The organism is Prochlorococcus marinus CUG1435 (assembly GCA_017644375.1).
In the GTDB taxonomy this organism is placed as follows: domain Bacteria; phylum Cyanobacteriota; class Cyanobacteriia; order PCC-6307; family Cyanobiaceae; genus Prochlorococcus_A; species Prochlorococcus_A marinus_AH.
Genome location: JAEPLP010000001.1, coordinates 429,307 through 452,134, shown reverse-complemented (window position 1 = coordinate 452,134; position 22,828 = coordinate 429,307). Strand labels below are relative to the sequence as shown.

Here is a 22,828-nt window from a genome sequence, read left to right as displayed (position 1 = left end):
ATAAACTCCAAAGGTGTCCGTGAAGGTCTTATTAAATTATTCTATATTTTAATTTTATGAACATTAGGATAAGGAATCTTGCCATCAATACAATACTTATTGTAATGAGCACCTTATTAGGAATACTTACCATAAACCAATTTATAATATATATTTCAAATAACAATAATCAACGGCAAGATTTCTCGCGTAAATTACTCCAATATCTTGAACCCATTGCGCGATGGACTTACCCGGATTATAAAAACTCAGTAAAGAATTCAAAGTCTCTTTTCATTGTTGGGGATAGTTATGCAGAGGGTGCAGGTGATTTGTACTTAAAAGATTCTTACAAATACTCCATAGGACATTTTCTAGATGAAAAGTGGAGAAAAAATACAAATATCTACCTTGCCGCAAATAGTGGATCCCATATACCAGCACAATTGCAATTATTAGAAAAGCATCTGAGGGGAGATTCCAAGAATCTCACTGGTATGCCAATAAAATCAGAAACTTTTAATCTTATCTTATATTTTTATGAGGGAAATGATCTCGAAAATACATTAATTAGCAAAAAACTGCCATTTGATTCTTTCACTAGTAAATTAAGATTTAAATTACCTATTTTTTATACAGTTCGAAGGGCGACTTCAGTGGCAAAGAATAAAATTTTATCAAAGTTCCCAAAACGTAAAAAAGTATCACTATCTTCAAAAAAAATTTTGCATAACAATGTATGTATTGGCGATATTTGTCGCAAGATACCACCAATGCAAACTGCTTCTGCAGGACTCTCAGAGAAAGAAATTATTAATGAAATAAATTACTTTGAAGACTCGGTCAAAAAATTCTCCACAAAGTATCCCAAGGCAAATATGTGCTTAGTTTATATTCCATCTCCCGCTACGATCTACTCCCCGAGTCAAGATTTCTATTACCAGAAATATCTACCAAATAAATCTCTTAAGACAGACTCAAAATCAAACAACAAAAAATCATTGCTAATAAGGAGATTACTGAGGGATCGCTTTAATTTAGAATTTATGACATTTGTGGATCCTACGAAAACAATTCAAAAAGAAGCATTTGATAGGTTTATACATGGGAAACGTGATCCTAAGCATTTCAATGAGCATGGTTATAAACTTATTGCAGATGCTACATCTCAAGGATGTTCTTTAAGGTAGAAAAAAAAGACTATGATCGTTTAGAAAATTGTTGCATCCTCTATATTAATAATTGCAAGATTTAAATATTTACTCTTATGTGATGTTTAAATTCTAGTTGTTAAATTTGTGGGTAATTCAACTTGATATGGCATAGTTTAGTTCTTGTTAGTTCATCTAGGTTCTCTAGGGTTCTCTTGCATGTGTCTCCCTCTCCGTGATTATTTGATTCGTGAAATTTTACTAGAGTTCGCTGAAGTTTCAGATCTATTTATAAGAATGCAGATTTGAGAATATGAGGTTCTTACAAGTTTGAACAGGTTTACAATTTCCTCAACAAAGTGCTGGGTAATATCAAATATCGAGAACTAATAGTTGTTAATCTATGATTAAATAATAAATATTCTATTTTATTCAAAATCTTCTTCATATTTAATGAGTTCTTATGTATTAGGGTTATCTTGTTATTACCACGACAGTGCCGCTGCTTTATTGAAAGATGGGGAGATAATTAGTGCTGCACAAGAAGAAAGATTCTCTAGGAAGAAGCATGATTCTAGTTTTCCAAAGAATGCAGTCTATTACTGCTTAAAATCTCAGAAAATCAGTGTTTCAGATATTAAAGAAATAGTATATTACGAGAAACCTCTAATTACATTTGAACGTCTTCTAGAGACTTATCTAGGAACAGCACCAAGAGGATTTAGATCCTTTGTTGCAGCGATGCAAGTTTGGTTGAAAGAAAAACTTTTTTTAAAGACAGAACTTAAAAAGAATCTCAAAGCAGTTCATAATTCACTAGGATTTCACTCCTTAAAGATGCCCTTATTGCTTTTTTCAGAGCATCACCTTTCTCATGCCGCTGCTGCCTTCTACCCAAGTCCTTTTAAGGAATCGGTCATTCTCTGCATGGATGGTGCTGGTGAGTGGGCAACAACTTCTGCCTGGATCGGTAAAGGTAAGGTCATTGAACCGCTATGGCAAATCAGTTTTCCACACTCTTTGGGTCTTCTTTACTCTGCATTCACCTATTACTGCGGATTCAAGGTAAATTCTGGTGAATACAAACTCATGGGTCTTGCTCCCTATGGAGAATCCAGATATGTCGACAAAATTAAAGAAAATTTAATTGATATTAAAGAAGACGGGACATTCCGTCTCGAGATGAGTTACTTCAAATATCATCGAGGATTCCGCATGACTGGACGGAAGTTCCACAAACTCTTTGGTAGTCCACCAAGACAGGGAGAAACGGAACTTACCCAATTCCATATGGATCTTGCGGCATCCATTCAGGTCGTCACAGAAGAGATCATACTCAAACTGGCAAAGTCACTGAGAGAAGAAACAGGTATTGATAATCTCTGTCTTGCTGGTGGTGTTGCTCTTAACTGCGTTGCTAATGGGAAATTGCTGAAAGAGAATATTTTTGATGAAATTTGGATTCAACCTGCCAGTGGTGACGCTGGTTCAGCGCTCGGTGCTGCGTTGGTGGGATGGCATCAACACCAAGAACAAGAGAGATTCGTCAACACCAGCGACTCCATGAAAGGAACATATTTGGGTCCCGAGTTCAGCAACGTTGATATTATTAACTATCTTGAACAGATTAAAGCGCCATTCCAAACTAAAAGTGATCCTGAATTGTTTGAGAGTCTGGCAGAGGAACTTGAGAAAGGTCATGTGATTGGTTGGTTTAATGGTCCTATGGAATTTGGTCCTAGAGCACTAGGTGGGCGCTCCATCATTGGGGACCCACGAAATCAGAAAATGCAAAGCGTGATGAACCTAAAAATCAAGTATAGAGAAAGTTTCCGTCCCTTTGCTCCATCAGTTCTGGAAGAAGATGTTAGCAATCAGTTTGAGATGAATGTTAAGAGTCCTTATATGCTTCTGGTTGCTCCAGTCAAGAAAGAACTTTGTAAGAAGATGACAGAAGAGGAAAAAAAACTTTTTGGTATTAAAAAACTCAATATTCCGCGATCTTCTCTACCTGCAATAACCCATGTTGACTATTCAGCAAGGGTTCAAACAGTAAGCAAAAAAACAAACTCCCGTTACCACGAACTTATCAGCGCCTTTAAGCGAAAGACTGGTTGCCCTACCATTATTAACACTTCATTCAACGTAAGAGGGGAACCTATCGTTTGTACACCTCAGGATGCTTATAGGTGTTTCATGCGGACAGAGATAGATGTCTTGGTTCTTCAAAATCAGATCCTTTTCAAAGGTAATCAACCCAAAGTAGCGAGGGATGAGACCTGGATGCAGGAGTTTGAACTTGATTGATAATGAAAGAAATAATCTCTAAAAAACAACTTCGAGAGTTCGGACTGCTTATTGGATTTGGATTCCCTATCCTGATTGGTTGGTTACTTCCATTACTCTTGGGGCACCAATTCAGAACATGGACTTTTTGGATAGGAGTCCCTGGATTGCTAATTGGATTGACTGCACCACGCCTACTTCACTACCCATATAAGGGTTGGATGGCATTAGGACACGTTCTTGGATGGATTAATAGTCACATCATCCTCGGTCTGGTCTTCATTTTTGTATTGCAACCTATTGCCTACATAATGCGTCTTACAGGATATGATCCATTAAAAACTAAACGCAAAGGTGAGAAGACTTACAGAGAAGTTTGTAAAGACAAAAACATTGACCTGAAACGCATTTTTTGAACCATGGAAGCATTTTTTGATCTCGTTAAAGATATTTGGGACTTTATGAAAGTTCGTAAAAAGTACTGGTTAGCGCCATTAATTATTACGATTGTTCTCATGGGAGCACTAATTATTTTCACTAAAGGTTCAGTCGTCGCACCATTTATTTACTCAATTTTTTAAAGGAAAAGATAACTTTCTTTGGTAGGTTAAATATACATAAATTTAAATTTTTATCTAAGGTATTTAATCTATAGTTAAGTTTATTTCATTTAAGTATGGTGGGTAATTTGGTGGGTAAATTTACTTCATCTGGATTCAGATTAGTTCGTATTAGTTCATCCTGGTTCTCTAGCGTTCTCTTTCTAGTGACTCCCTCTCCGTAATTTTTTCAGAAAATTTTTTTAATTAATATTTTTTTAAAATAGTTCAAGATTAATATCTTCAAGGTCATAAATAGAATTTAAAATCAAGTCAGCTCCTGCATTTCTAAGATTTGTTTCGTAATAATTACGTTCTTTTAATCGAGAATCTAAATGTAAATGAGGGGGAGCTATTCCAATACTTATGAATTTCTGAGATGGTATTTCCTTTCTAGCGTTTAAAACTGTATTTATATCTGCGATAGTATCACCTACATATGCAATAGGGATATTTGATTCCCCCAGTTTATCTCCAATAAGTTTTTTTGATAAGTCAATAAAACCTTTAGGATCAGGCTTGTCGGGGGCATCTCCCATAGATATTAATGGTGGTGATTTTAGACCAAGTCTATTTTCTAAAACAAATTTTGCAGAAGTAGACTCTGCACCACTAACAAAACCCCAGATTATGCCATTGCTTTGAATTAAATCAAAAAACTTTTTATTAACTAATAACTCCTCATTTGTTATGTATCCAGACCAAAATTTACTATCTTTATTTGGATCTCCACCAAAGTAAAACTCTTCAAAACATTTTATTATTGCCTCTCTTGAAGGAATTTTAAGGTTTAAGCCCTCTTTTTTTATAAATCTTTTTATAAGTTCTAAACTTAAATCCCAGTCATTATTCCAGATCCCTTCATTTTTTGCATTATCAATATCTATATAACTTGGCTCCCATCCAGAAAATTTGAAAACTGTTTTTTTTAATGAAAGTCTGTAACTATTTTCTACGTTGCGGATTACCCCATCTATGTCAAACAAAATTAAACCAATATTTTTCAATTTATTTTCTTAATCATTATTTTAAAAGATTAGTATCTTTACAAAGAAAAAGCAAAGAAAAACATTCAATTTTTGAGTAACGGATTATTTAAATTTAATTTTGTAAATATCCTCTGGGAGTGAGAAATATTTCATCAACTAGGGTTGTTTGAGAATTGCCAATAATAATGATTGATAACATATCAATCTCTTTAAAAGGAATAGTGTTTAAAGTAAAAAATTTTTTGGATTGATTTTCTCTCCCTACTTGTCTAGCTATTAAAACTGGAGTATCACCATGCCTTGACTGTAAACATGTATCTATTACACTTTTTAGCTGCCAATTTCTTTCAATGGATTGAGGATTAAATAAAGCTATTACAAAGTCACCCACAAGAGCTCCTTCAATTCTTTTTTCTATTAAAGACCATGGAGTTAATTTATCACTTAAGCTTATTGAACAAAAGTCATTCATTAGTGGTGCACCGCTAATCGCTGCCGCTAATTGAACACTACTTATACCTGGATGTACTTCAAAATAAGGTCTATATTTTTTTTTGATTTTTTGAAGTAATTCTAAAAGTAAACCAGCCATGCCATAAAATCCAGATTCACCTGAAGAAATTAAAGCCACTTTTATTCCTCCCTCGGCTAGTTCAATTGCCTTACTGCATCTATTTTTTTCTTCAGTAAGTTTACTTTCAATTAAAACTTGGTCACTCCTTTTTAAGGGCTTAATTAAATCTAAATACATTTTGTATCCGATCCAAATAGTACATCTAGAAAGTGCTTTTTTCGCATTACTGGTTAGGAAGGAGATATCGCCAGGCCCACTTCCAATAATATGTATTTCGCCCTGGGTTGGATTATATTGATTTTTTGATTCTGCTATTGCGATAGTTACTGCCCCAGATTGATTTTTAAAAATTCTTTTTTCTTCTAATAATATTGATTCTTCTCCAGCTGCAAGTAAGCAAGAGGCTTCTGCTACGGAGGGTATGCCAATTTCTTTTTGCACGACATTAGATGGATTTGGAACAATTATTGTTGAAAGATCTTCTTTACTAAAGAACTTAATAGGCAATCTTTTTTCTTCAGAAAGTTCTAAAATCCCTTTCTCATCTTTTTTAATATCAATAGTTGCAAACCCTGCAATTGATTTCTGGGATAAATTTTCTGACTCCAAAAAATTATTTAAAGAATTTTCTATTAATTTTTTGCTTGTATTTCTTTCACATCCAATGCCAATCCATAATACGGGCGGATGCCAAGTTGTTTCATGATTTTCGAATATACTCACATGAAATGTTGAATCTGGTTTTTCAATTTCTTTTTCATTAATTTGATTAATAATCTCACCTGACTCTGAATTTTTCCATAAGTTATTACCAGATAATTGTTTGCAAAATATTTCTTCGTTCTTAGATTGTTTAATTACTAGTTTTGACCAATCCTTTATGTTTCCAGATCTTTCCCAACCCCATTGATTCCCAAATGCATCAAGATTTAAGAAGCGTTGATCATTGGAATTATTAGTTTCTATGATTTCGCCACCAAGTAAATTAGCAATTTGACATGCAATATTTTGCGTATTTGACTGATGTAAGCCAATTAAAGGAACTATCTTGGAACATTTGTTATCTATAACTATTACTCCAGGATCTTTATCTTTAGAGGTTAAAAAAGAATTTATTATGCGTATTGATGCAGCAATGGAGCCTATAAAAATTATTAAATCTATCTCCGACCATTTTTTAAGTAAGATTTCTCTAGGTTTTTGTACTTGAACCAGTTCATTCTCCTCCCCATTATCTTTTGAAGAACCTGCAATATATATATCTTTGACAAATTCGGTTTTTTTAAGCCTTTTTAAAATTTCTTTTGAATGATTAGATAGACCTATAGCAATTCCTTTCAAATTAGAAACTATTGATAGTAACTTTGAAATTATATCCTGTCGCTTGATTCAAAAAATTTTATTTGAAATATAAAAAAAAATTTAAGAAATTTATATAAAATTTGAGTAAAAATACCCATAATTTAGTCATAGACAAGAATTTAACAAAATATTCATATAGTAACAATCATTAGAACATTTGTTACGTTAATGCATAACGAAAGAATCTTTGCCTTATTATTTTTGAAACGAATATCTAAAGTTCCGAATGGATTCGTTTTCTTGAACATTATCATTATATATATGCTCAAGTTCCGATCAATCGGCTTTAATGTCAATTATTTTCGAGGTGCTAGATGACCATCAGCCCACCAGAAAGTGGAGAAAAAAACAAAAAAGTTTTGGAAGATCCTGTCAAGGCCGATCCAAGACCTATTGATTTTGCCAAATTAGATAAGCCAGGTTTCTGGTCAAGTAAATTATCTAAAGGTCCAAAAACTACAACTTGGATCTGGAATTTGCATGCTGATGCACATGATTTCGATGTGCATACAGGCGATGCTGAAGAAGCGACAAGAAAAATCTTTTCAGCTCATTTTGGACATCTTGCAGTCATCTTTATATGGATGAGTGCTGCATTTTTCCATGGAGCAAGATTTTCTAATTACTCAGGTTGGTTAGCTGACCCAACTCATGTCAAACCTGGAGCTCAGCAAGTATGGGCAATCGTTGGTCAAGAAATGCTTAATGCTGATCTTGGTGCTAACTATAACGGTATTCAAATTAGTTCAGGAATATTCCACATGTGGCGAGCATGGGGAATCACTAATGAGAGTGAACTGATGGCTTTAGCAATAGGCGCAGTGGTAATGGCTGCACTTATGCTCCATGCTGGAATTTTTCATTACCACAAAGCAGCTCCAAAAATGGAGTGGTTCCAAGATATTGAGTCTATGCTTAACCACCATATAGCTGGTTTAGTAGGACTTGGATCTTTAGCATGGGCTGGTCATTGTATTCATATTGGAGCTCCTACTGCAGCTCTCTTAGATGCAATTGATGCTGGTTCTCCCTTAGTTATTAATGGAAAAGAAATAGCAACTATTGCAGATATGCCTATGCCACATCAACTCTGCGATCCACAAATTATTGGTCAGATATTTCCTGGATTAGCAAGTGGTACAGGCAATTTCTTTAGTTTAAATTGGTTAGCTTTCTCAGACTTCCTTACTTTCAAAGGCGGACTTAACCCTGTTACAGGAAGTTTATGGATGACTGATGTTTCACATCATCATTTAGCTTTTGGTGTAATAGCAATAATCGGTGGTCATATGTACAGAACCAATTACGGTATTGGTCATAGTATGAAAGAAATATTAGATTCACAACAAGGAGACCCAATATTATTCCCTGCTCCTAAAGGTCATCAAGGTCTTTTTGAGTTTATGGCAGAAAGTAGACATGCTCAGCTTTCAGTAAACCTAGCAATGCTTGGATCAATAAGTATACTTGTATCTCATCACATGTATGCGATGCCTCCATATCCTTATATAGCTACTGACTATATGACAGTTCTTGGATTATTTACCCATCACATGTGGATAGGTGGATTATTCATAGTAGGAGCAGGTGCGCATGCTGGAATTGCAATGGTTAGAGATTACGATCCAGCAAAGCATATTGATAACGTATTAGACAGAATTCTTAAGGCAAGAGATGCTCTAATCAGTCACTTGAACTGGGTATGTATGTGGTTAGGATTCCATAGTTTTGGACTCTATATTCATAACGATACTATGAGAGCTTTGGGTAGACCTCAAGATATGTTTAGTGATTCTGCAATCCAACTTCAGCCAATCTTCGCTCAATGGGTACAGAGTATTCAAGCATCTGCTGTTGGTACTTCTCTTTTAGCAGGTACTGCAGAAGCTTTACCTCACAAAGCTTTAAGTGAAGTTTTTAATGGAAGTTTAGTAGAAGTTGGTGGAAAGGTTGCTATAGCGCCAATTCCATTAGGTACAGCTGATTTAATGATTCATCATATTCACGCTTTCCAAATCCATGTAACTGTTTTAATACTTCTCAAAGGAGTACTTTATGCAAGAAGTTCAAGGTTGATCCCTGATAAAGCTTCTTTAGGATTTAGATTCCCTTGTGATGGACCTGGAAGAGGTGGTACATGTCAAGTTTCTTCATGGGATCACGTTTTCTTGGCTCTCTTCTGGATGTATAACTGTTTATCAATAGTTATTTTCCACTTCTCTTGGAAAATGCAAAGTGATGTTTGGGGACTCACTGGTGGTAATTTCGCACAAAGCGCAATTACTATCAACGGTTGGCTAAGAGATTTCCTATGGGCCCAAGCTTCTCAAGTGCTAACAAGCTATGGTCAATCAATAAGCATGTACGGTTTGATGTTCTTAGGAGCTCACTTTATATGGGCGTTTAGTTTAATGTTCCTCTTCAGCGGAAGAGGATATTGGCAAGAATTGTTCGAATCAATTGTTTGGGCACATAATAAACTAAAGGTTGCTCCAACTATTCAACCTCGAGCTCTATCTATTACACAGGGACGTGCAGTAGGTGTTACACACTTCCTTGTAGGTGGTATTGCTACCACATGGGCCTTCTTCCATGCTCGCCTTTTCGGGCTGGGCTAATAACCTGAACTTCACCTTTTTAATTCAATGGCAACAAAATTTCCATCATTTAACCAGGGTCTAGCTCAGGACCCCACAACCCGACGAATATGGTACGGAATAGCAACTGCTCATGACTTTGAAAGTCATGATGGTATGACCGAAGAAAAACTTTATCAGAAGCTTTTCTCTACACATTTTGGACACCTAGCAATAATCGCTCTCTGGGTAGCTGGTAACTTATTTCATATTGCTTGGCAAGGTAACTTTGAGCAATTTGTACTTGATCCGACTCATGTCCGCCCTATCGCTCATGCTATTTGGGACCCTCATTTTGGATCTGGTATCACAGAAGCGATGACACAAGCTGGAGCAAGCGGCCCAGTAAACATCGCTTATTCAGGTCTCTACCATTGGTGGTACACAATTGGAATGAGAACTAACGAGCAACTCTTCCAAGCATCAATATTTATGAGTATTCTTGCTTGTTGGACTTTGTTTGCAGGTTGGTTACACTTACAACCAAAATTCAGACCTTCTCTGGCATGGTTTAAAAATGCAGAGTCAAGATTAAATCATCATTTATCTGTTTTATTTGGTTTTAGCAGTATCGCTTGGACAGGTCATTTAGTTCATGTTGCAATACCTGAATCAAGAGGACAGCATGTAGGCTGGGATAACTGGTTAACAGTACTTCCACACCCTGCAGGTTTAGCTCCTTTCTTTACTTTAAACTGGGGAGCATATGCACAAAATCCTGATTCTCTAGATCAAGTATTTGGAACATCTGAAGGTGCTGGAACAGCAATTTTTACTTTCTTAGGAGGTCTTCATCCTCAAAGCGAAGCATTATGGCTTACTGATATTGCTCATCACCATATTGCAATAGGAACAGTTTTTGTAATTGCTGGCCACATGTATAGAAATACTTTTGGCATAGGTCATAGCCTCAAAGAAATTACAGAAGCTCATAATACTAGACACCCAAATGATCCTCATAAAGGTAGTTTCGGAATTAATCATGATGGTATTTATGAAACTGTCAATAACTCATTACATTTCCAACTTGGACTAGCATTAGCATCACTTGGAGTAGCAACTTCTCTTGTTGCGCAACATATGGGAGCCCTTCCTTCTTATGCTTTTATCGCTAGGGACTACACTACACAATCTGCTTTATATAGTCATCATCAGTACATAGCAATGTTCTTGATGGTTGGTGCTTTTGCACATGGAGCTATTTTCTTTGTAAGAGATTACGATCCAGAATTAAATAAAGATAATGTACTAGCGAGAGTTCTTGGAACAAAGGAAGCTTTAATAAGTCATCTTAGTTGGGTAACAATGTTGCTTGGATTCCATACTCTTGGAATTTATGTCCATAACGATGTTGTTGTAGCTTTTGGTAATCCTGAAAAGCAAATTCTAATTGAGCCAGTATTCGCTCAATTTGTTCAAGCAGCTCAAGGTAAGATGATGTACGGCTTCAATGCTCTACTATCTGATCCTACAAGTTCAGCAAGTCTTGCTGCTAATTCATTACCAGGTAATCATTACTGGATGGATCTTATCAATAGACAAGATGCCTTAAGTGCATTTTTACCTATAGGTCCTGCAGATTTCTTAGTTCATCATGCTATCGCTTTAGGTCTGCATACAACTGCTTTAATCCTTATCAAAGGCGCTCTTGATGCCAGAGGAACTAAATTAATTCCTGATAAGAAAGATTTAGGTTATGCATTCCCTTGTGATGGGCCTGGACGTGGAGGTACTTGTGATAGTTCATCATGGGACGCTATGTACTTAGCGATGTTCTGGGCATTAAATTTACTAGCATGGGTAACCTTCTACTGGCATTGGAAACACCTAGCAATATGGCAGGGTAATGTAGCACAATTTAACGAATCAGGAACTTATCTAATGGGTTGGTTCAGAGATTATCTATGGTTAAACTCTGCTCAACTTATTAACGGATATAATCCGTTTGGAGTAAACTCGTTGTCTCCTTGGGCATGGATGTTCCTATTCGGTCACTTAGTTTGGGCTACTGGTTTCATGTTCCTAATATCATGGCGTGGTTACTGGCAAGAATTAATTGAGACATTAGTCTGGGCACATCAGCGTACTCCAATTGCTAACCTTGTTGGTTGGAGAGATAAGCCAGTCGCACTATCAATTGTTCAAGCTAGATTAGTTGGATTAGCACATTTCACCATTGGTAACATTCTGACTTTCGGTGCATTTGTGATTGCATCAACTTCCGGTAAGTTTGGCTAAATTTTCCTTTAAATAATTCAAATCACCACATATGTGGTGATTTTTTTTGTTTAATTTTAATGTTGTAAATTAAGTTAAAATTATATAAATATATCAAACATAAATGTCAGATATAAAAAAATTAATTTCTATTATCATCCCTGTTTTTAATGAAGGTGAGAGTATTGGTTTTTTATTGGATGAAGTTATAAATGTAATGTCATTACATAAATTTAATTTTGAATTGATTGTTGTAAATGATGGTTCTAATGACAATACACAACAAGTATTAAAACAATTAACTTTCAAAATTAAAGAATTGTCAGTGATTTCCCTTCGCAAAAATTATGGGCAAACTGCAGCAATGTCAGCTGGCTTTGATAACTCTAAAGGCGATATTGTTATTACTTTGGATGGTGATTTACAGAATGATCCAAATGATATTCCGATATTAATTTCAGAAATTAATAATGGCTACGATTTGATTTGTGGATGGAGGTTTGACAGAAAAGATAAATTAATTAATAGAAAGATACCATCAAAAATAGCGAATAAATTAATAGCTCGCGTAACAGGTTTGAAGTTGCATGACTATGGATGTTCATTAAAAGCCTTTAAGAAAGAAATAATTGATGATATTAAATTGTACGGAGAACTTCACAGGTTTTTGCCCGTCTTAGCTAATATTGAAGGTGCAAAAATCAAAGAAATTAAAGTCAATCATAGAAGCAGGCAATATGGATCTAGCAAATATGGAATAGATAGAACTTTTAGAGTTTTAATGGATTTACTAACTGTTTGGTTTATGACTAAATTTCTAACAAGACCGATGTATGGATTTGGTTTTGTTGGAATCATAAGTATTTTGATTAGCCTTGCAATGAGTTCCTATTTGATTGTTTTAAAAATAATGGGTGAGGATATTGGAAATCGTCCGTTGTTAATGTTTGCTTTAATATTGGGAATTGCTGGGGTTCAATTATTTAGCTTTGGATTATTGAGCGAACTTTTAATTAGAACATATCATGAAAGTCAAAGTCGTCCAATTTATAGAATAAGGTCAATAAGTAGTGCCAATAAAAATTAAATTTTTACTTAAATTTTATTATTAATAAAGCTGAAAGTTTAACCACTTCAGGAGAAGTATCTCTTAAGCCTTGTCGTAAAATTGTTAATGTTGATTTATCAGACAATTCTTCTGCAATTTTTAATGCTTTTAATTTGTCTTCTGTATTTCCCTGAAAAAGACTAAACATTTTATTTCTTTGAGATTTTTTATAAAATAATGAGTACTCTTTTGCTTCGTGACTGTATAAAAAACTTTTTTTATTAGATAGAAATTTATTATAATTTTTTCTATTTTTTTTTAATTTATCAGAATGTAATTTGCCTTTTTTTATGAATTTTCTAAAGCTTCTTTTTTTAAAAACTAGAAGTAATATTCCTATAAAAATAATAAGAACAATTGCGAAAAAATTTAACATGTAAAAAGTTAATAATTTTTATATCATCCAGTAATAAAATTAACACTATTTCGCAGATAAATACTAAAGTGTTCAAAGATGTTTAAAGAATTATGCCATCTGATTTACCAAGTCTTTTACCCTCAATTTTTGTTCCATTAATTGGTATAGCAATGCCTGCTGTTTTTATCGTATTGATTGGAAGATTTATTACAGCAACTGAATAAATTATTAAACACTAAACTATTAAAAACATGAGCGACTTTCAAAAATCATTCTCAGAATCAACAAGTTCAATAAAGTTTGATGAGAAATACATAGATAATTCTGTACAACCAAATGATATTGGTGTTGCAGAACAATGGGCAGTAAAAACTGTTGCTGATCCATGTGTTGGTAATTTAGCTACCCCAGTTAATAGTGGCTATTTTACAAAAGCTTTTATAAATAATTTACCTTTTTATAGAGAAGGTATTTCTCCTAATTTTAGAGGCTTAGAAACTGGAGCAGCTTTTGGATATCTCCTTTATGGTCCTTTCACTATGACTGGCCCACTAAGAAATTCTGAATTTGCTCTAACTGCTGGACTTCTTGCGGCTATTGGAGCTGTTCATATTTTGACAGCACTCTTAGTTCTTTATAATGCACCAGGTAAAGCACCAAATGTTCAACCTCCAGATGCGACTGTTAATAATCCGCCAAAGGACTTATTCACAAGAGCTGGTTGGGCTGATTTTACAAGTGGATTTTGGTTAGGAGGCTGTGGAGGAGCAGTTTTTGCTTGGCTACTTGTTGGGACATTACACTTAGATACCATAATGCCAATTATTAAAAATATTTGGACTGCTGGTTAATTACTAAATAAAAAAATAAGTAATATTTAAAATTTAATTTTAAATTAAAATCTGAGCTCTACTTACTAACGTATTGTTCTATCCCATCTATAATTTCTAATAACTCTTCCTGCCGAAATAAGCTTAGATTGATAATGCAATGAGATTTTATCATTAGACTGTTTTAGGGTATCTATTCCTATTCCATTTCTACCAAAATTCTTTCCAGAGCTATGGTAATACAAACCGTCTCCTTTGTAGATTCCAATATGATCACATTTTTCTATATTTCCAAAAAATAAAAGATCGCCAGGTTTTAGAGCTGCATAAGACTCTTTGAAATAAAAAAGATGTTTACAAAAACTTTTTATTTGATAAGAGTCTCGAGGTATATGAATTCGATGTTTGAAAAAAGCAGTCTGAATTAAACCGGAACAATCAAAATTGGGTCCTAATGTGCCTCCCCAAAGGTATTCATTAGTATACTCAGCTTGATCCTTGATCCATTTTAAAATTGAGGTAATTTTATCCTTTATAAGGAGGTGTTCATTTTTTAAACTCTCAGTTTTATTTAATTCATATTTTTCAATAATCAATCCATCTAAATTTATCCAACAGATGTAACCGTCTTCATATAGTTGAACTAATATTCTTGAAAATTTATGGTTATTTTGATAGATATTTGGATAAATAAGCCTAAAAATTCTATTTTTAAATATTTCAGTAACTAATTTATTTTCTGTTGCATTTTGATATCCAGAAATATTAACTTTTAATTTCCACCAAATAGTTTTTGAAAAATTAGTTTGTTTAAATAGTGAGATAGGATTTTTATAATTTTCCATACAATGTCCTTCTACTATCCAAGTAAAGAGATGGGTCTAGCCCTAAATGATATTTTAGGGAGAGTATGTACTCATAATAAAGATTTTTCAAGAGAAGATATTGCTATAACTTGGATTAATTATAAAAGTGAAAATAACAGTGTATTTAAAGGTTTTGGAACTGGTTTTAATAATAAAAAAATGGTTTACCCCGCCAGCATAGTCAAGTTGGTTTATGGCCTTGCGGCATTTTATTGGATTAAAAAAGGAAGTTTATTATTATCAGATGAACTTAATGATGCTGTAAGGAAAATGCTTTCTTTATCAAGTAATAATGCAACAAGCTTCTTAATTGATTTACTTACAGGAACAACAAGTGGACCTTGTATTGAAGGGGAATTATGGGAAAATTGGAAATATCAAAGAAGTATAATAAATGATTGGCTACATGATTTACATTGGGAGGAATTGAGTGGTATAAATTGCTGTCAGAAGACCTGGGATGATGGACCATATGGTCGTGAAAAAGAATTTTATGGGCATGACAATAAAAATAGAAACGCTATGAATTCTGATTCAGCTGCAAGGGTTTTGGAGGAAATTATGATTCATATTGATTATCAAAAAAATAACTTAAATTTACGAAGTTTTTTAAAAAGAAATTTAAATAAAGTTGTTCTTAAAAACGATTCTCTTAATCAAATAGATGGTTTTTTGGGTGAAGGATTACCGGAAAGCATTAATCTCTGGAGTAAAGCAGGCTTAATGTCTGAAGTTAGACATGATTCAGCTTGGTGGACTAATAGTCAATCTTTACACACTTTATTAGTTGTTTTTTGTAATGGAGAAAAATATTCTAAAGATACTTCCTTTTTACCATTAATAGCCAAAGAAGTATATGAATTTAATAAGAGATATACTATTAAGGACTAAAGTAAATCGTCTAAGTAATTAGAGTCTAATTTATCAGTATAGGCTTCATAAGGTAACATCATTACCTCCTCAGAATCTAAATCATTCATAATCCATTCTCTATATTCTGCTAACAAACTTTTTCTATCTTCATTATCTAATTCATAAATACGTAATGCTGTATCTTTAAAATTTTCTTTAATTAAATTTTCAATTTCTTTCCTCTTCATTTTATGTTAATTCTCCTTCCAAAATAACTCTTCTTATTGTTGATAATGCAATTCCCGTTTGTGATCTAATTGATCGATATGAATATCCCTCATTACGTAATCTGATTACTAAAGATTCTTTTAAAGGACTTATTTTGGGCCTTCCCCCTAGATTATTTCCAGATAATTTTCTGCGTAATAGTTGTTCTTTTTTTCTCTCACCTAAACTTTTGTCTTCTAAATTATCCAATTCATATAAAATTTGAAAAATTGAAGAATTTGCTTTAGTTGATTCATTAGCCGCAAGAAAACCAGTCAAAGTTCGCAATTTAATATCATTTTTAATAAATTTATTTATTGTCCTCAAACATTCTTTTTTATTTTTAAACGCTCGATCAAGCTGAGTTATTATTAATTGATCTCCTTTAGACAAGCAATTTATAGCTTTATTGAGTTGGGGTTTTATTTCTTCATCTAAACTTATCAATTCAGAGAAAACTAAGCTGCAACCCTCTTCCTTTAAAATTTTTATTTGTTCTTCTAAATAGTCATATTCATTATTAGTAGCTCTAGCATAACCTATTGCTTTAGAGTTTTTATTTTTTTCAGATAGTAAAATACGCTTTCTTTTAAATTTAAAAGTCAATGTTTTATTACATATATTTTTTACTGTATCAATAAATATATAATAAAACACTTTTTAGTACAAAAAATTATAACTATAACAAATAGTTTATCTTGTGCAGTGTATAAAAATTGATCTGATATCTATATTAAAAATAACGTTCTAAATACTGTTCTATGTTTGGTTGATAGAACAAAATATTTTGTAATTAGTAACTTTAATTAGGATTTTTTAAATTATCTAAAGAATAGTTAAATTCATTTATTTTTTGAACTCTATTGAGTTGTCTTTATTTTTGAAATTATTAATAGTTAATTTAAAATGTTTTTAGTAAAATAAAGTTACAGGCTAGCAACAATTAATTTGACCAATAATTCTAATAGTTTAATTTCAAAACCTGATTGGTTAAGAGTAAAAGCTCCACAAGTTGAGAGGATTGGGAATACCGCAAATTTGTTAAATGATTTAAATCTCAATACTGTATGTCAAGAAGCAAGTTGTCCAAATATTGGTGAATGTTTTGCAAGTGGAACTGCAACTTTCCTCATAATGGGTCCTGGCTGTACTAGGGCATGTCCATATTGCGATATTGATTTTGATAGATCTAAAAGAGAATTAGATCCAACAGAACCATTTCGTTTAGCTGAAGCTGTTTATAGAATGCAACTTAAACATGTTGTAATTACATCAGTTAATAGAGACGATCTTGAGGATGGCGGCGCATCTCAATTTTTTGAATGTGTTTATCAAGTAAGAAAAAAATCTCCTGAAACTACTATTGAGCTTTTAATACCTGATCTTTGTGGTAACTGGAAAGCGCTTGAAAAAGTTCTTGATTCAAATCCAAACGTTTTGAACCATAATATTGAGACTGTGTCTTCGCTATATAAAAAAGTAAGACCTCAGGGTAAATATGAGAGAACTCTTGAATTGCTTAAAAGGACTAGAGAATATTCTCCCAAAGTTTATACAAAGTCAGGCTTTATGCTTGGTTTAGGGGAAAAAGATGAGGAGGTCTTAAGTCTTCTTAAGGATTTAAAAAGTAATTTCGTTGATATTGTTACTATTGGCCAATACTTATCTCCTGGCCCTAATCACTTACCTGTTCAAAGATTTGTGAGTCCCTCAAAATTTAATTATTTTAAAGTTTTTGGGGAAAAAGATTTGGACTTTATGCAAGTAGTCAGTTCTCCTTTAACTCGTAGCAGTTACCATGCTGAAGAAATTCAAAAACTTATGAAAAAGTATCCAAGATAGTTATTTGCATTTATTTGAATCTACCCACTCATTTAATTTCCATTCAACTAGGTCATTTTGAATCATTGGATCATTCTTAATAATTTTTAGTGCATTTTTATAATTATTCATCTCAAGAATTAGCAATCCGCCGTCACCTGGCTTCTTTAACTCATCTACTAAAAAACCACTTTTTATATTAATTCCTTCTTTTTTTAACTTTTTTATCCAATAAATATGTTCGTTAATTATTTTTTGTTTTAAATCATGATTAATTAAGTATTCTTTTTTTATAATTTCAGTTTTTACAAAGAAAGGCATTTACATTATCTTTATGCCAAGCATTTCTTCTTCGCTTGGGGGAACTATTAATTTAAAAGTACTCATGTAATAAGACCATTTTTCTATTATTTTGGCGGCCTTTAAGCTATTTGTTTTTGCTCGATATTCTCTAATAATTTCCAATAAAATGTCTTCCTGCTTTGATGTAGTTATTTTATGAATGCTAACTATTTCTTGATTAACTTTATTACTCAAGTCATTATTCTCATCGATTATAAAAGCTATTCCGCCAGTCATGCCTGCACCAATATTCCTTCCTGTTGAACCCAGAATAACTACTTTCCCACCAGTCATATATTCACAACAATGATCACCTGCGCCTTCTGTTACCGCTGTAGCACCACTATTTCTTACAGCAAATCTTTCGCCTGATTTTCCTAATGCAAATAATTTCCCACCTGTTGCTCCATAAAGGCAGGTGTTTCCTAAAATTACCTGTTTGGAGGAGGTTTTATCTATTTTTGGTGGAATTATTGTGAGTGTTCCTCCATTCATTCCTTTACAAACATAATCATTAGCTTCTCCGATTAATTGAACATTCATTCCCTTCAATAAAAAGGCACCAAAGCTCTGTCCTGCATATCCTTTGAAATTTAAGTTGAGTTCGCCATTGAAGCCAGTGTTGCCATGAAGTTCTGCGATTTCGCCTGATATTTTCGCACAAACACTTCTATCTGTATTTTTTATGTCAATTTCTTTGGTTAATGTTTCGTGATTTTTAATTGAATCTATAAATTCATTATCAGACAAAAACTCGTCTTCTAATACAAAACCATTACTATGAGCAGTCTTTGAATGTTTTAACCATGATCTATCGGTGGTTGAGTATTTATTTACTAAAGAAGAAAGATCAATATTAGAAGTTTTTGGAAGATCGATATCTCTTGCAGAAAGAAATTCTTTATTACCAATCAGTTCTTCCATATTAGAAACACCGATACTACTCATTATCTGTCTTACTTCTTCGGCAATATACAAGAAAAAATTCACAACATTTTCAGGAATACCTTTAAATCTTTTTCTTAATTCTTCTTTTTGAGTTGCAACTCCAACGGGACACTTGTTTGTATGACAAACCCGAGCCATTATGCATCCTTCAGCAATCATCGCTACAGAACCAAAACCGTATTCTTCAGCACCTAGTAAAGCTGCAATAACGACATCCCAGCCTGTTTTAAGACCTCCATCAGTTCTCAAAATTACTCTGTCACGTAAGTTATTATCCAAGAGAGATTTATGAACCTCAGCAACACCTAGTTCCCATGGTAAACCTGCATGTTTGATAGAACTCAGAGGTGAAGCTCCTGTACCTCCGTCATGGCCAGATATTTGTATTACATCTGCATTAGCTTTGCTTACTCCAGCAGCAATAGTGCCTATACCAATTTCAGAGACAAGTTTAACGCTTACTTTCGCTTTTGGATGAACTTGGTGTAAGTCATGGATCAGTTGAGCTAAATCTTCAATTGAATAAATATCATGATGCGGGGGAGGAGATATTAAAGCTACTCCAGGTTTACTATTTCTTAGTTTTGCAATGTAAGAATCAACTTTTGGACCAGGTAATTGTCCTCCTTCTCCGGGTTTTGCACCTTGTGCCATTTTAATTTCGAGTTGTTTACCACTTCTTAGATATTCAGGCGTAACTCCAAATCTTCCTGATGCTATTTGTTTAATAGCTGAACATGCGGTGTCACCATTCTCTAGACCTTTAATAAATGGCAACGTCGCTGATTGAGTATTTTCATCGATATCATTTAAAACATTAAAACGAGCAGGATCTTCTCCCCCTTCTCCACTATTACTTTTTCCACCAATTCTATTCATTGCAACAGCTAAAACTTCATGTGCTTCTCTGGATAAAGCACCTAAACTCATTCCTCCAGTACAGAACCTTTTGCAAATTGATTCAACACTTTCAACTTCCTCTAATGGAATACTTTTTCTTTGTGAATTAATTGTTAGTAAATCTCTTAGAGAGGTTGTGGGTCTATTACTAATAAGTTTTTTGTAAGTTTCAAAATGATCGTATCCTGGTCCTTGTTTTACAGCTGAATGTAAAACTTTTGACATTTCTGGGTTATTGGAATGATATTCTCCATTATTTCTAAATTGTACAAATCCAAAAAATTCTAATTTCTTTAAATCGATCTCTGGATAGGCTTTCGTATGTATTGAAAGGGTTTCATTAGTTAATTCTTTAAATGTTATCCCAGCGATACGGCTTGTTGTACCATCAAAAGCAATTTTTATTAAGTCAGATCCAAGGCCTACAGCTTCAAAAATTTGTGCGCCATGATAACTAGATAAAAGTGAGATGCCTATTTTCGAGAGAATTTTTCTTAAACCGTCTTCTAGGGCTTTTTTGATATTTTCTTGAACATCAATTATTGATAATGGATTTATTTTTTTGCTATCAATTAGTTTTTGTGTTTTTGGATGTTTTAACCAGTGTCTACCTGCTTCGAAGGTCAACCAAGGGCAAACCGCGCTTGCACCATAACCAATCAAGCAAGCCAGGTGATGTGTGCTCCAACATTGACCTGTTTCAATAATTAGAGAAGCTTTTAGCCTGATTTCTTTTTTTAGAAGATAATGATGAATCGCTCCAACAGCAAGTAAGGGAGGAATAAAAGTCTTTGTAGGATTAATACCCCTATCAGAAATAATAATTAAGGAGCAACCTTCTTTTATAGAGAGCTCACTTTGTTTACAAATTGCTTTTAATTGGTTCTCTAAGCCATGAACACCTTCCTCAATATCAAACAAACTTGAAATTGTTTGAGATTTAATTTTTGACTTTTCTATCGAAATGAGTTCTTCCTCATTGAGAATTGGACTTTGTAAATGAACAAAAGGTTTAGGATCTTTTATCTCAAATGGTGTACATCTTTCTCCAAGATGCATCTCTAAGCTCATTACCAGTTTTTCTCTTAAAGGATCGATAGGAGGATTTGTAACTTGTGCAAATCTTTGCTTGAAATAGTCATATAAAATATGTGGCTTTGAAGACAGCACTGCTAATGGGATATCGTCACCCATGCAATAGGTAGGCTCTTTAGCTAATGAAGCCATTGAATCCAAGATAAGATCATTATCTTCTGCTGAAAAACCGTAGGCAGTTTGTTGTTGTAATAGCTCAAGGTCTTTTAGTTTGCAGTCTTTAACCCATTCACTATTATTGATTTTGATTGTTCTATTACTTAGGAGGTTTTTGTAATCATGCCTTTGTGCGGCTTCAGATTTTACCTCCCAATTTCTTAGGATTTTATTTTTATGAAAATCAACTGCCAACATTTGTCCAGGTCCTAATCGACCTTTTTCTATAACTCTTTCTTCTTCAAGATCTACTACTCCTGTTTCAGACCCCATTACTACGAAACCATCATTTGTGATTGAATATCTTGCTGGTCTTAGGCCATTTCTATCAAGAGTTGCTCCAACAAAATTTCCATCAGCAAATACGAGGAGTGCTGGACCATCCCAAGCTTCTTGTAGGCTTGCAGAATATTCGTAAAAAGCTTTGATATTTTCTCTCTGTTCGAGTTCTGGTTGATCTCTAAATGCTTCAGGAACAAGTTTTAATAATGAGTCAGTAATGGGCTGACCTGAACGAATATTTATTTCAAGAGTTGCATCTAGATTTGATGAATCACTTTTATTTATATCTACGATTGGCTTAATTTCGTTAGATAAATCTCCCCAAAAATCATCTATGTGCTTTTCTGAAGCTTTAGCCCAATTGATATTACCTAAGAGAGTATTAATTTCACCGTTATGACCTAAGAATCTCATTGGCTGAGCTAGTGGCCATTTTGGAAGTGTATTAGTACTAAACCTCCTGTGGTAAACAGAAAATGAGACTTTAAAACTCTCTTCTTTTAAGTCTTGATAAAACTCAGATAATATTTCGGAACGAACCATACCTTTATAAACAACTGTTTTTGAACTTAGTGAGGCAAAATAAAATTCACAATCTCCAACATGGTTTTTAAAACTGTCTCTTATCTTTTTTTCAATTCTTTTCCTTAATTGGAATAAAAGCCTCTCAATATCATTGTTATCTTTTTTTTCTATGAATAAAATCCACTGACTTATAAATGGGGAATTTGCTTTAGCCAAAGGACCTAAGATTTCATTATTAACCGGTACTGTTCTCCAAGATGTTTTATTGATTCTTAATTTTTTTGCTTCCGCCTCGCATATTGATTTACATTCTTTAATTTTCTCTTTTTTATTAGGCATAAAAATCATACCTAAACCTTTGTCATATTCTTTTTTATTTTCAATTTTTACTTCTTTTTCTATGTAATTCCATGGGATTGAACATAAAATGCCCGCTCCATCTCCTGAGTCACTATCCCCTCCACAACCTCCTCTATGCTCCATGCAATTAAGGCCTTTCAGGGATTGTTTTAGGATCCAGTTGCTTTCTACCCCTTTAATATTGGCTATGAAACCAACTCCACACGCATCTTTCTCACCAATTATTCCATTTGGGGAATAACTATCTTGATATGGCTCAACGATTCTTTTGATACTCTCTCCCATAGATTATTTAATTTTATTTTGTTATTTATATATTTCTATT

The 22,828-nt window shown here is 33.6% G+C and carries 19 protein-coding genes; 11 read left to right on the top strand and 8 right to left on the bottom strand.

Going from position 1 to position 22,828, the window contains the following annotated elements; translation table 11 throughout:
• Positions 1-56: 56 nt before the first annotated feature.
• The 4 genes from JJ844_02605 to JJ844_02590 all read left to right on the top strand — a co-directional run bounded on the left by JJ844_02605 (position 57) and on the right by JJ844_02590 (position 3,997).
• Positions 57-1,169 carry a hypothetical protein gene (locus JJ844_02605; protein MBO6974569.1) on the top strand — a complete coding sequence of 371 codons (1,113 nt, stop codon included), beginning with the start codon at positions 57-59 and terminating at the stop codon, positions 1,167-1,169.
• Between the two features lie 414 nt (positions 1,170-1,583).
• Positions 1,584-3,437, top strand: coding sequence for a carbamoyltransferase (locus JJ844_02600; GenBank protein ID MBO6974568.1), 1,854 nt, complete (start codon positions 1,584-1,586; stop codon positions 3,435-3,437).
• Between the two features lie 2 nt (positions 3,438-3,439).
• On the top strand, positions 3,440-3,832 hold the full coding sequence (locus JJ844_02595) for a hypothetical protein (GenBank protein ID MBO6974567.1): 393 nt from the start codon (positions 3,440-3,442) through the stop codon (positions 3,830-3,832).
• Between the two features lie 3 nt (positions 3,833-3,835).
• Positions 3,836-3,997, top strand: a complete 162-nt coding sequence (locus JJ844_02590; GenBank protein ID MBO6974566.1) for a hypothetical protein — start codon at positions 3,836-3,838, stop codon at positions 3,995-3,997.
• 236 nt (positions 3,998-4,233) lie between these two features.
• Here JJ844_02590 and JJ844_02585 read toward each other — a convergent pair whose 3' ends face one another.
• Both JJ844_02585 and cobJ read right to left on the bottom strand, forming a co-directional pair.
• The gene (locus JJ844_02585) at positions 4,234-5,022 is read right to left on the bottom strand and encodes a TIGR01548 family HAD-type hydrolase (protein ID MBO6974565.1); all 789 of its coding nucleotides are present in this window, start codon (positions 5,020-5,022) and stop codon (positions 4,234-4,236) included.
• Positions 5,023-5,116: 94 nt separating this feature from the next.
• On the bottom strand, positions 5,117-6,919 hold the full coding sequence (gene cobJ / locus JJ844_02580; protein ID MBO6974564.1) for a precorrin-3B C(17)-methyltransferase: 1,803 nt from the start codon (positions 6,917-6,919) through the stop codon (positions 5,117-5,119).
• A 335-nt stretch (positions 6,920-7,254) separates the two neighbouring features.
• Here cobJ and psaA point away from each other — a divergent pair, with 335 nt between their 5' ends.
• The 3 genes from psaA to JJ844_02565 all read left to right on the top strand — a co-directional run bounded on the left by psaA (position 7,255) and on the right by JJ844_02565 (position 12,880).
• Positions 7,255-9,558: a photosystem I core protein PsaA gene (gene psaA / locus JJ844_02575; GenBank protein MBO6974563.1), complete on the top strand. Its 2,304-nt coding sequence runs from the start codon at positions 7,255-7,257 to the stop codon at positions 9,556-9,558.
• Between the two features lie 27 nt (positions 9,559-9,585).
• The gene (gene psaB / locus JJ844_02570; GenBank protein ID MBO6974562.1) at positions 9,586-11,814 is read left to right on the top strand and encodes a photosystem I core protein PsaB; all 2,229 of its coding nucleotides are present in this window, start codon (positions 9,586-9,588) and stop codon (positions 11,812-11,814) included.
• Positions 11,815-11,917: 103 nt separating this feature from the next.
• Positions 11,918-12,880, top strand: coding sequence for a glycosyltransferase family 2 protein (locus tag JJ844_02565; GenBank protein MBO6974561.1), 963 nt, complete (start codon positions 11,918-11,920; stop codon positions 12,878-12,880).
• Between the two features lie 4 nt (positions 12,881-12,884).
• Here JJ844_02565 and JJ844_02560 read toward each other — a convergent pair whose 3' ends face one another.
• A complete protein-coding gene (locus JJ844_02560; protein ID MBO6974560.1) occupies positions 12,885-13,277 on the bottom strand; it encodes an annexin in 393 nt (130 codons plus the stop codon).
• 92 nt (positions 13,278-13,369) lie between these two features.
• Here JJ844_02560 and JJ844_02555 point away from each other — a divergent pair, with 92 nt between their 5' ends.
• Together JJ844_02555 and JJ844_02550 are read left to right on the top strand one after the other, a co-directional pair.
• Positions 13,370-13,483 carry a photosystem I reaction center subunit VIII gene (locus JJ844_02555; GenBank protein ID MBO6974559.1) on the top strand — a complete coding sequence of 38 codons (114 nt, stop codon included), beginning with the start codon at positions 13,370-13,372 and terminating at the stop codon, positions 13,481-13,483.
• A gap of 27 nt (positions 13,484-13,510) precedes the next feature.
• Entirely contained in the window at positions 13,511-14,110 is a 600-nt protein-coding gene (locus JJ844_02550) for a photosystem I reaction center protein subunit XI (protein MBO6974558.1), read from the top strand.
• A gap of 65 nt (positions 14,111-14,175) precedes the next feature.
• On the opposite strand, the gene JJ844_02545 is transcribed toward JJ844_02550, so the two are convergent.
• Entirely contained in the window at positions 14,176-14,934 is a 759-nt protein-coding gene (locus tag JJ844_02545) for a C40 family peptidase (GenBank protein MBO6974557.1), read from the bottom strand.
• A gap of 3 nt (positions 14,935-14,937) precedes the next feature.
• On the opposite strand from JJ844_02545, the gene JJ844_02540 reads away from it, so the two are divergent.
• Positions 14,938-15,846 (top strand): serine hydrolase, encoded by a 909-nt coding sequence (locus JJ844_02540; GenBank protein MBO6974556.1) that lies wholly within the window; start codon positions 14,938-14,940, stop codon positions 15,844-15,846.
• On the opposite strand, the gene JJ844_02535 is transcribed toward JJ844_02540, so the two are convergent.
• Both JJ844_02535 and JJ844_02530 read right to left on the bottom strand, forming a co-directional pair.
• A complete protein-coding gene (locus tag JJ844_02535; protein ID MBO6974555.1) occupies positions 15,843-16,055 on the bottom strand; it encodes a hypothetical protein in 213 nt (70 codons plus the stop codon). The genes JJ844_02540 and JJ844_02535 overlap by 4 nt on opposite strands.
• A gap of 1 nt (position 16,056) precedes the next feature.
• Positions 16,057-16,731, bottom strand: a complete 675-nt coding sequence (locus JJ844_02530; protein ID MBO6974554.1) for a recombinase family protein — start codon at positions 16,729-16,731, stop codon at positions 16,057-16,059.
• Between the two features lie 291 nt (positions 16,732-17,022).
• On the opposite strand from JJ844_02530, the gene lipA reads away from it, so the two are divergent.
• Positions 17,023-17,916: a lipoyl synthase gene (lipA, locus tag JJ844_02525; protein MBO6974553.1), complete on the top strand. Its 894-nt coding sequence runs from the start codon at positions 17,023-17,025 to the stop codon at positions 17,914-17,916.
• Here lipA and JJ844_02520 read toward each other — a convergent pair whose 3' ends face one another.
• Both JJ844_02520 and gltB read right to left on the bottom strand, forming a co-directional pair.
• On the bottom strand, positions 17,917-18,216 hold the full coding sequence (locus JJ844_02520) for a hypothetical protein (protein MBO6974552.1): 300 nt from the start codon (positions 18,214-18,216) through the stop codon (positions 17,917-17,919).
• Entirely contained in the window at positions 18,217-22,788 is a 4,572-nt protein-coding gene (gene gltB, locus JJ844_02515; GenBank protein MBO6974551.1) for a glutamate synthase large subunit, read from the bottom strand.
• Positions 22,789-22,828: the final 40 nt, after the last annotated feature.

Coding starts and splice junctions, on each gene's coding strand:
- JJ844_02590 (MBO6974566.1), top strand. CDS start 3,836: ATGGAAGCATTTTTTGATCTCGTTAAAGATATTTGGGACTTTATGAAA.
- JJ844_02550 (MBO6974558.1), top strand. CDS start 13,511: ATGAGCGACTTTCAAAAATCATTCTCAGAATCAACAAGTTCAATAAAG.
- gltB (MBO6974551.1), bottom strand. CDS start 22,788: ATGGGAGAGAGTATCAAAAGAATCGTTGAGCCATATCAAGATAGTTAT.
- JJ844_02535 (MBO6974555.1), bottom strand. CDS start 16,055: ATGAAGAGGAAAGAAATTGAAAATTTAATTAAAGAAAATTTTAAAGAT.
- JJ844_02605 (MBO6974569.1), top strand. CDS start 57: ATGAACATTAGGATAAGGAATCTTGCCATCAATACAATACTTATTGTA.
- JJ844_02555 (MBO6974559.1), top strand. CDS start 13,370: ATGCCATCTGATTTACCAAGTCTTTTACCCTCAATTTTTGTTCCATTA.
- JJ844_02595 (MBO6974567.1), top strand. CDS start 3,440: ATGAAAGAAATAATCTCTAAAAAACAACTTCGAGAGTTCGGACTGCTT.
- psaA (MBO6974563.1), top strand. CDS start 7,255: ATGACCATCAGCCCACCAGAAAGTGGAGAAAAAAACAAAAAAGTTTTG.
- psaB (MBO6974562.1), top strand. CDS start 9,586: ATGGCAACAAAATTTCCATCATTTAACCAGGGTCTAGCTCAGGACCCC.
- JJ844_02540 (MBO6974556.1), top strand. CDS start 14,938: ATGTCCTTCTACTATCCAAGTAAAGAGATGGGTCTAGCCCTAAATGAT.
- JJ844_02600 (MBO6974568.1), top strand. CDS start 1,584: ATGAGTTCTTATGTATTAGGGTTATCTTGTTATTACCACGACAGTGCC.
- JJ844_02560 (MBO6974560.1), bottom strand. CDS start 13,277: ATGTTAAATTTTTTCGCAATTGTTCTTATTATTTTTATAGGAATATTA.
- JJ844_02520 (MBO6974552.1), bottom strand. CDS start 18,216: ATGCCTTTCTTTGTAAAAACTGAAATTATAAAAAAAGAATACTTAATT.
- JJ844_02565 (MBO6974561.1), top strand. CDS start 11,918: ATGTCAGATATAAAAAAATTAATTTCTATTATCATCCCTGTTTTTAAT.
- JJ844_02545 (MBO6974557.1), bottom strand. CDS start 14,934: ATGGAAAATTATAAAAATCCTATCTCACTATTTAAACAAACTAATTTT.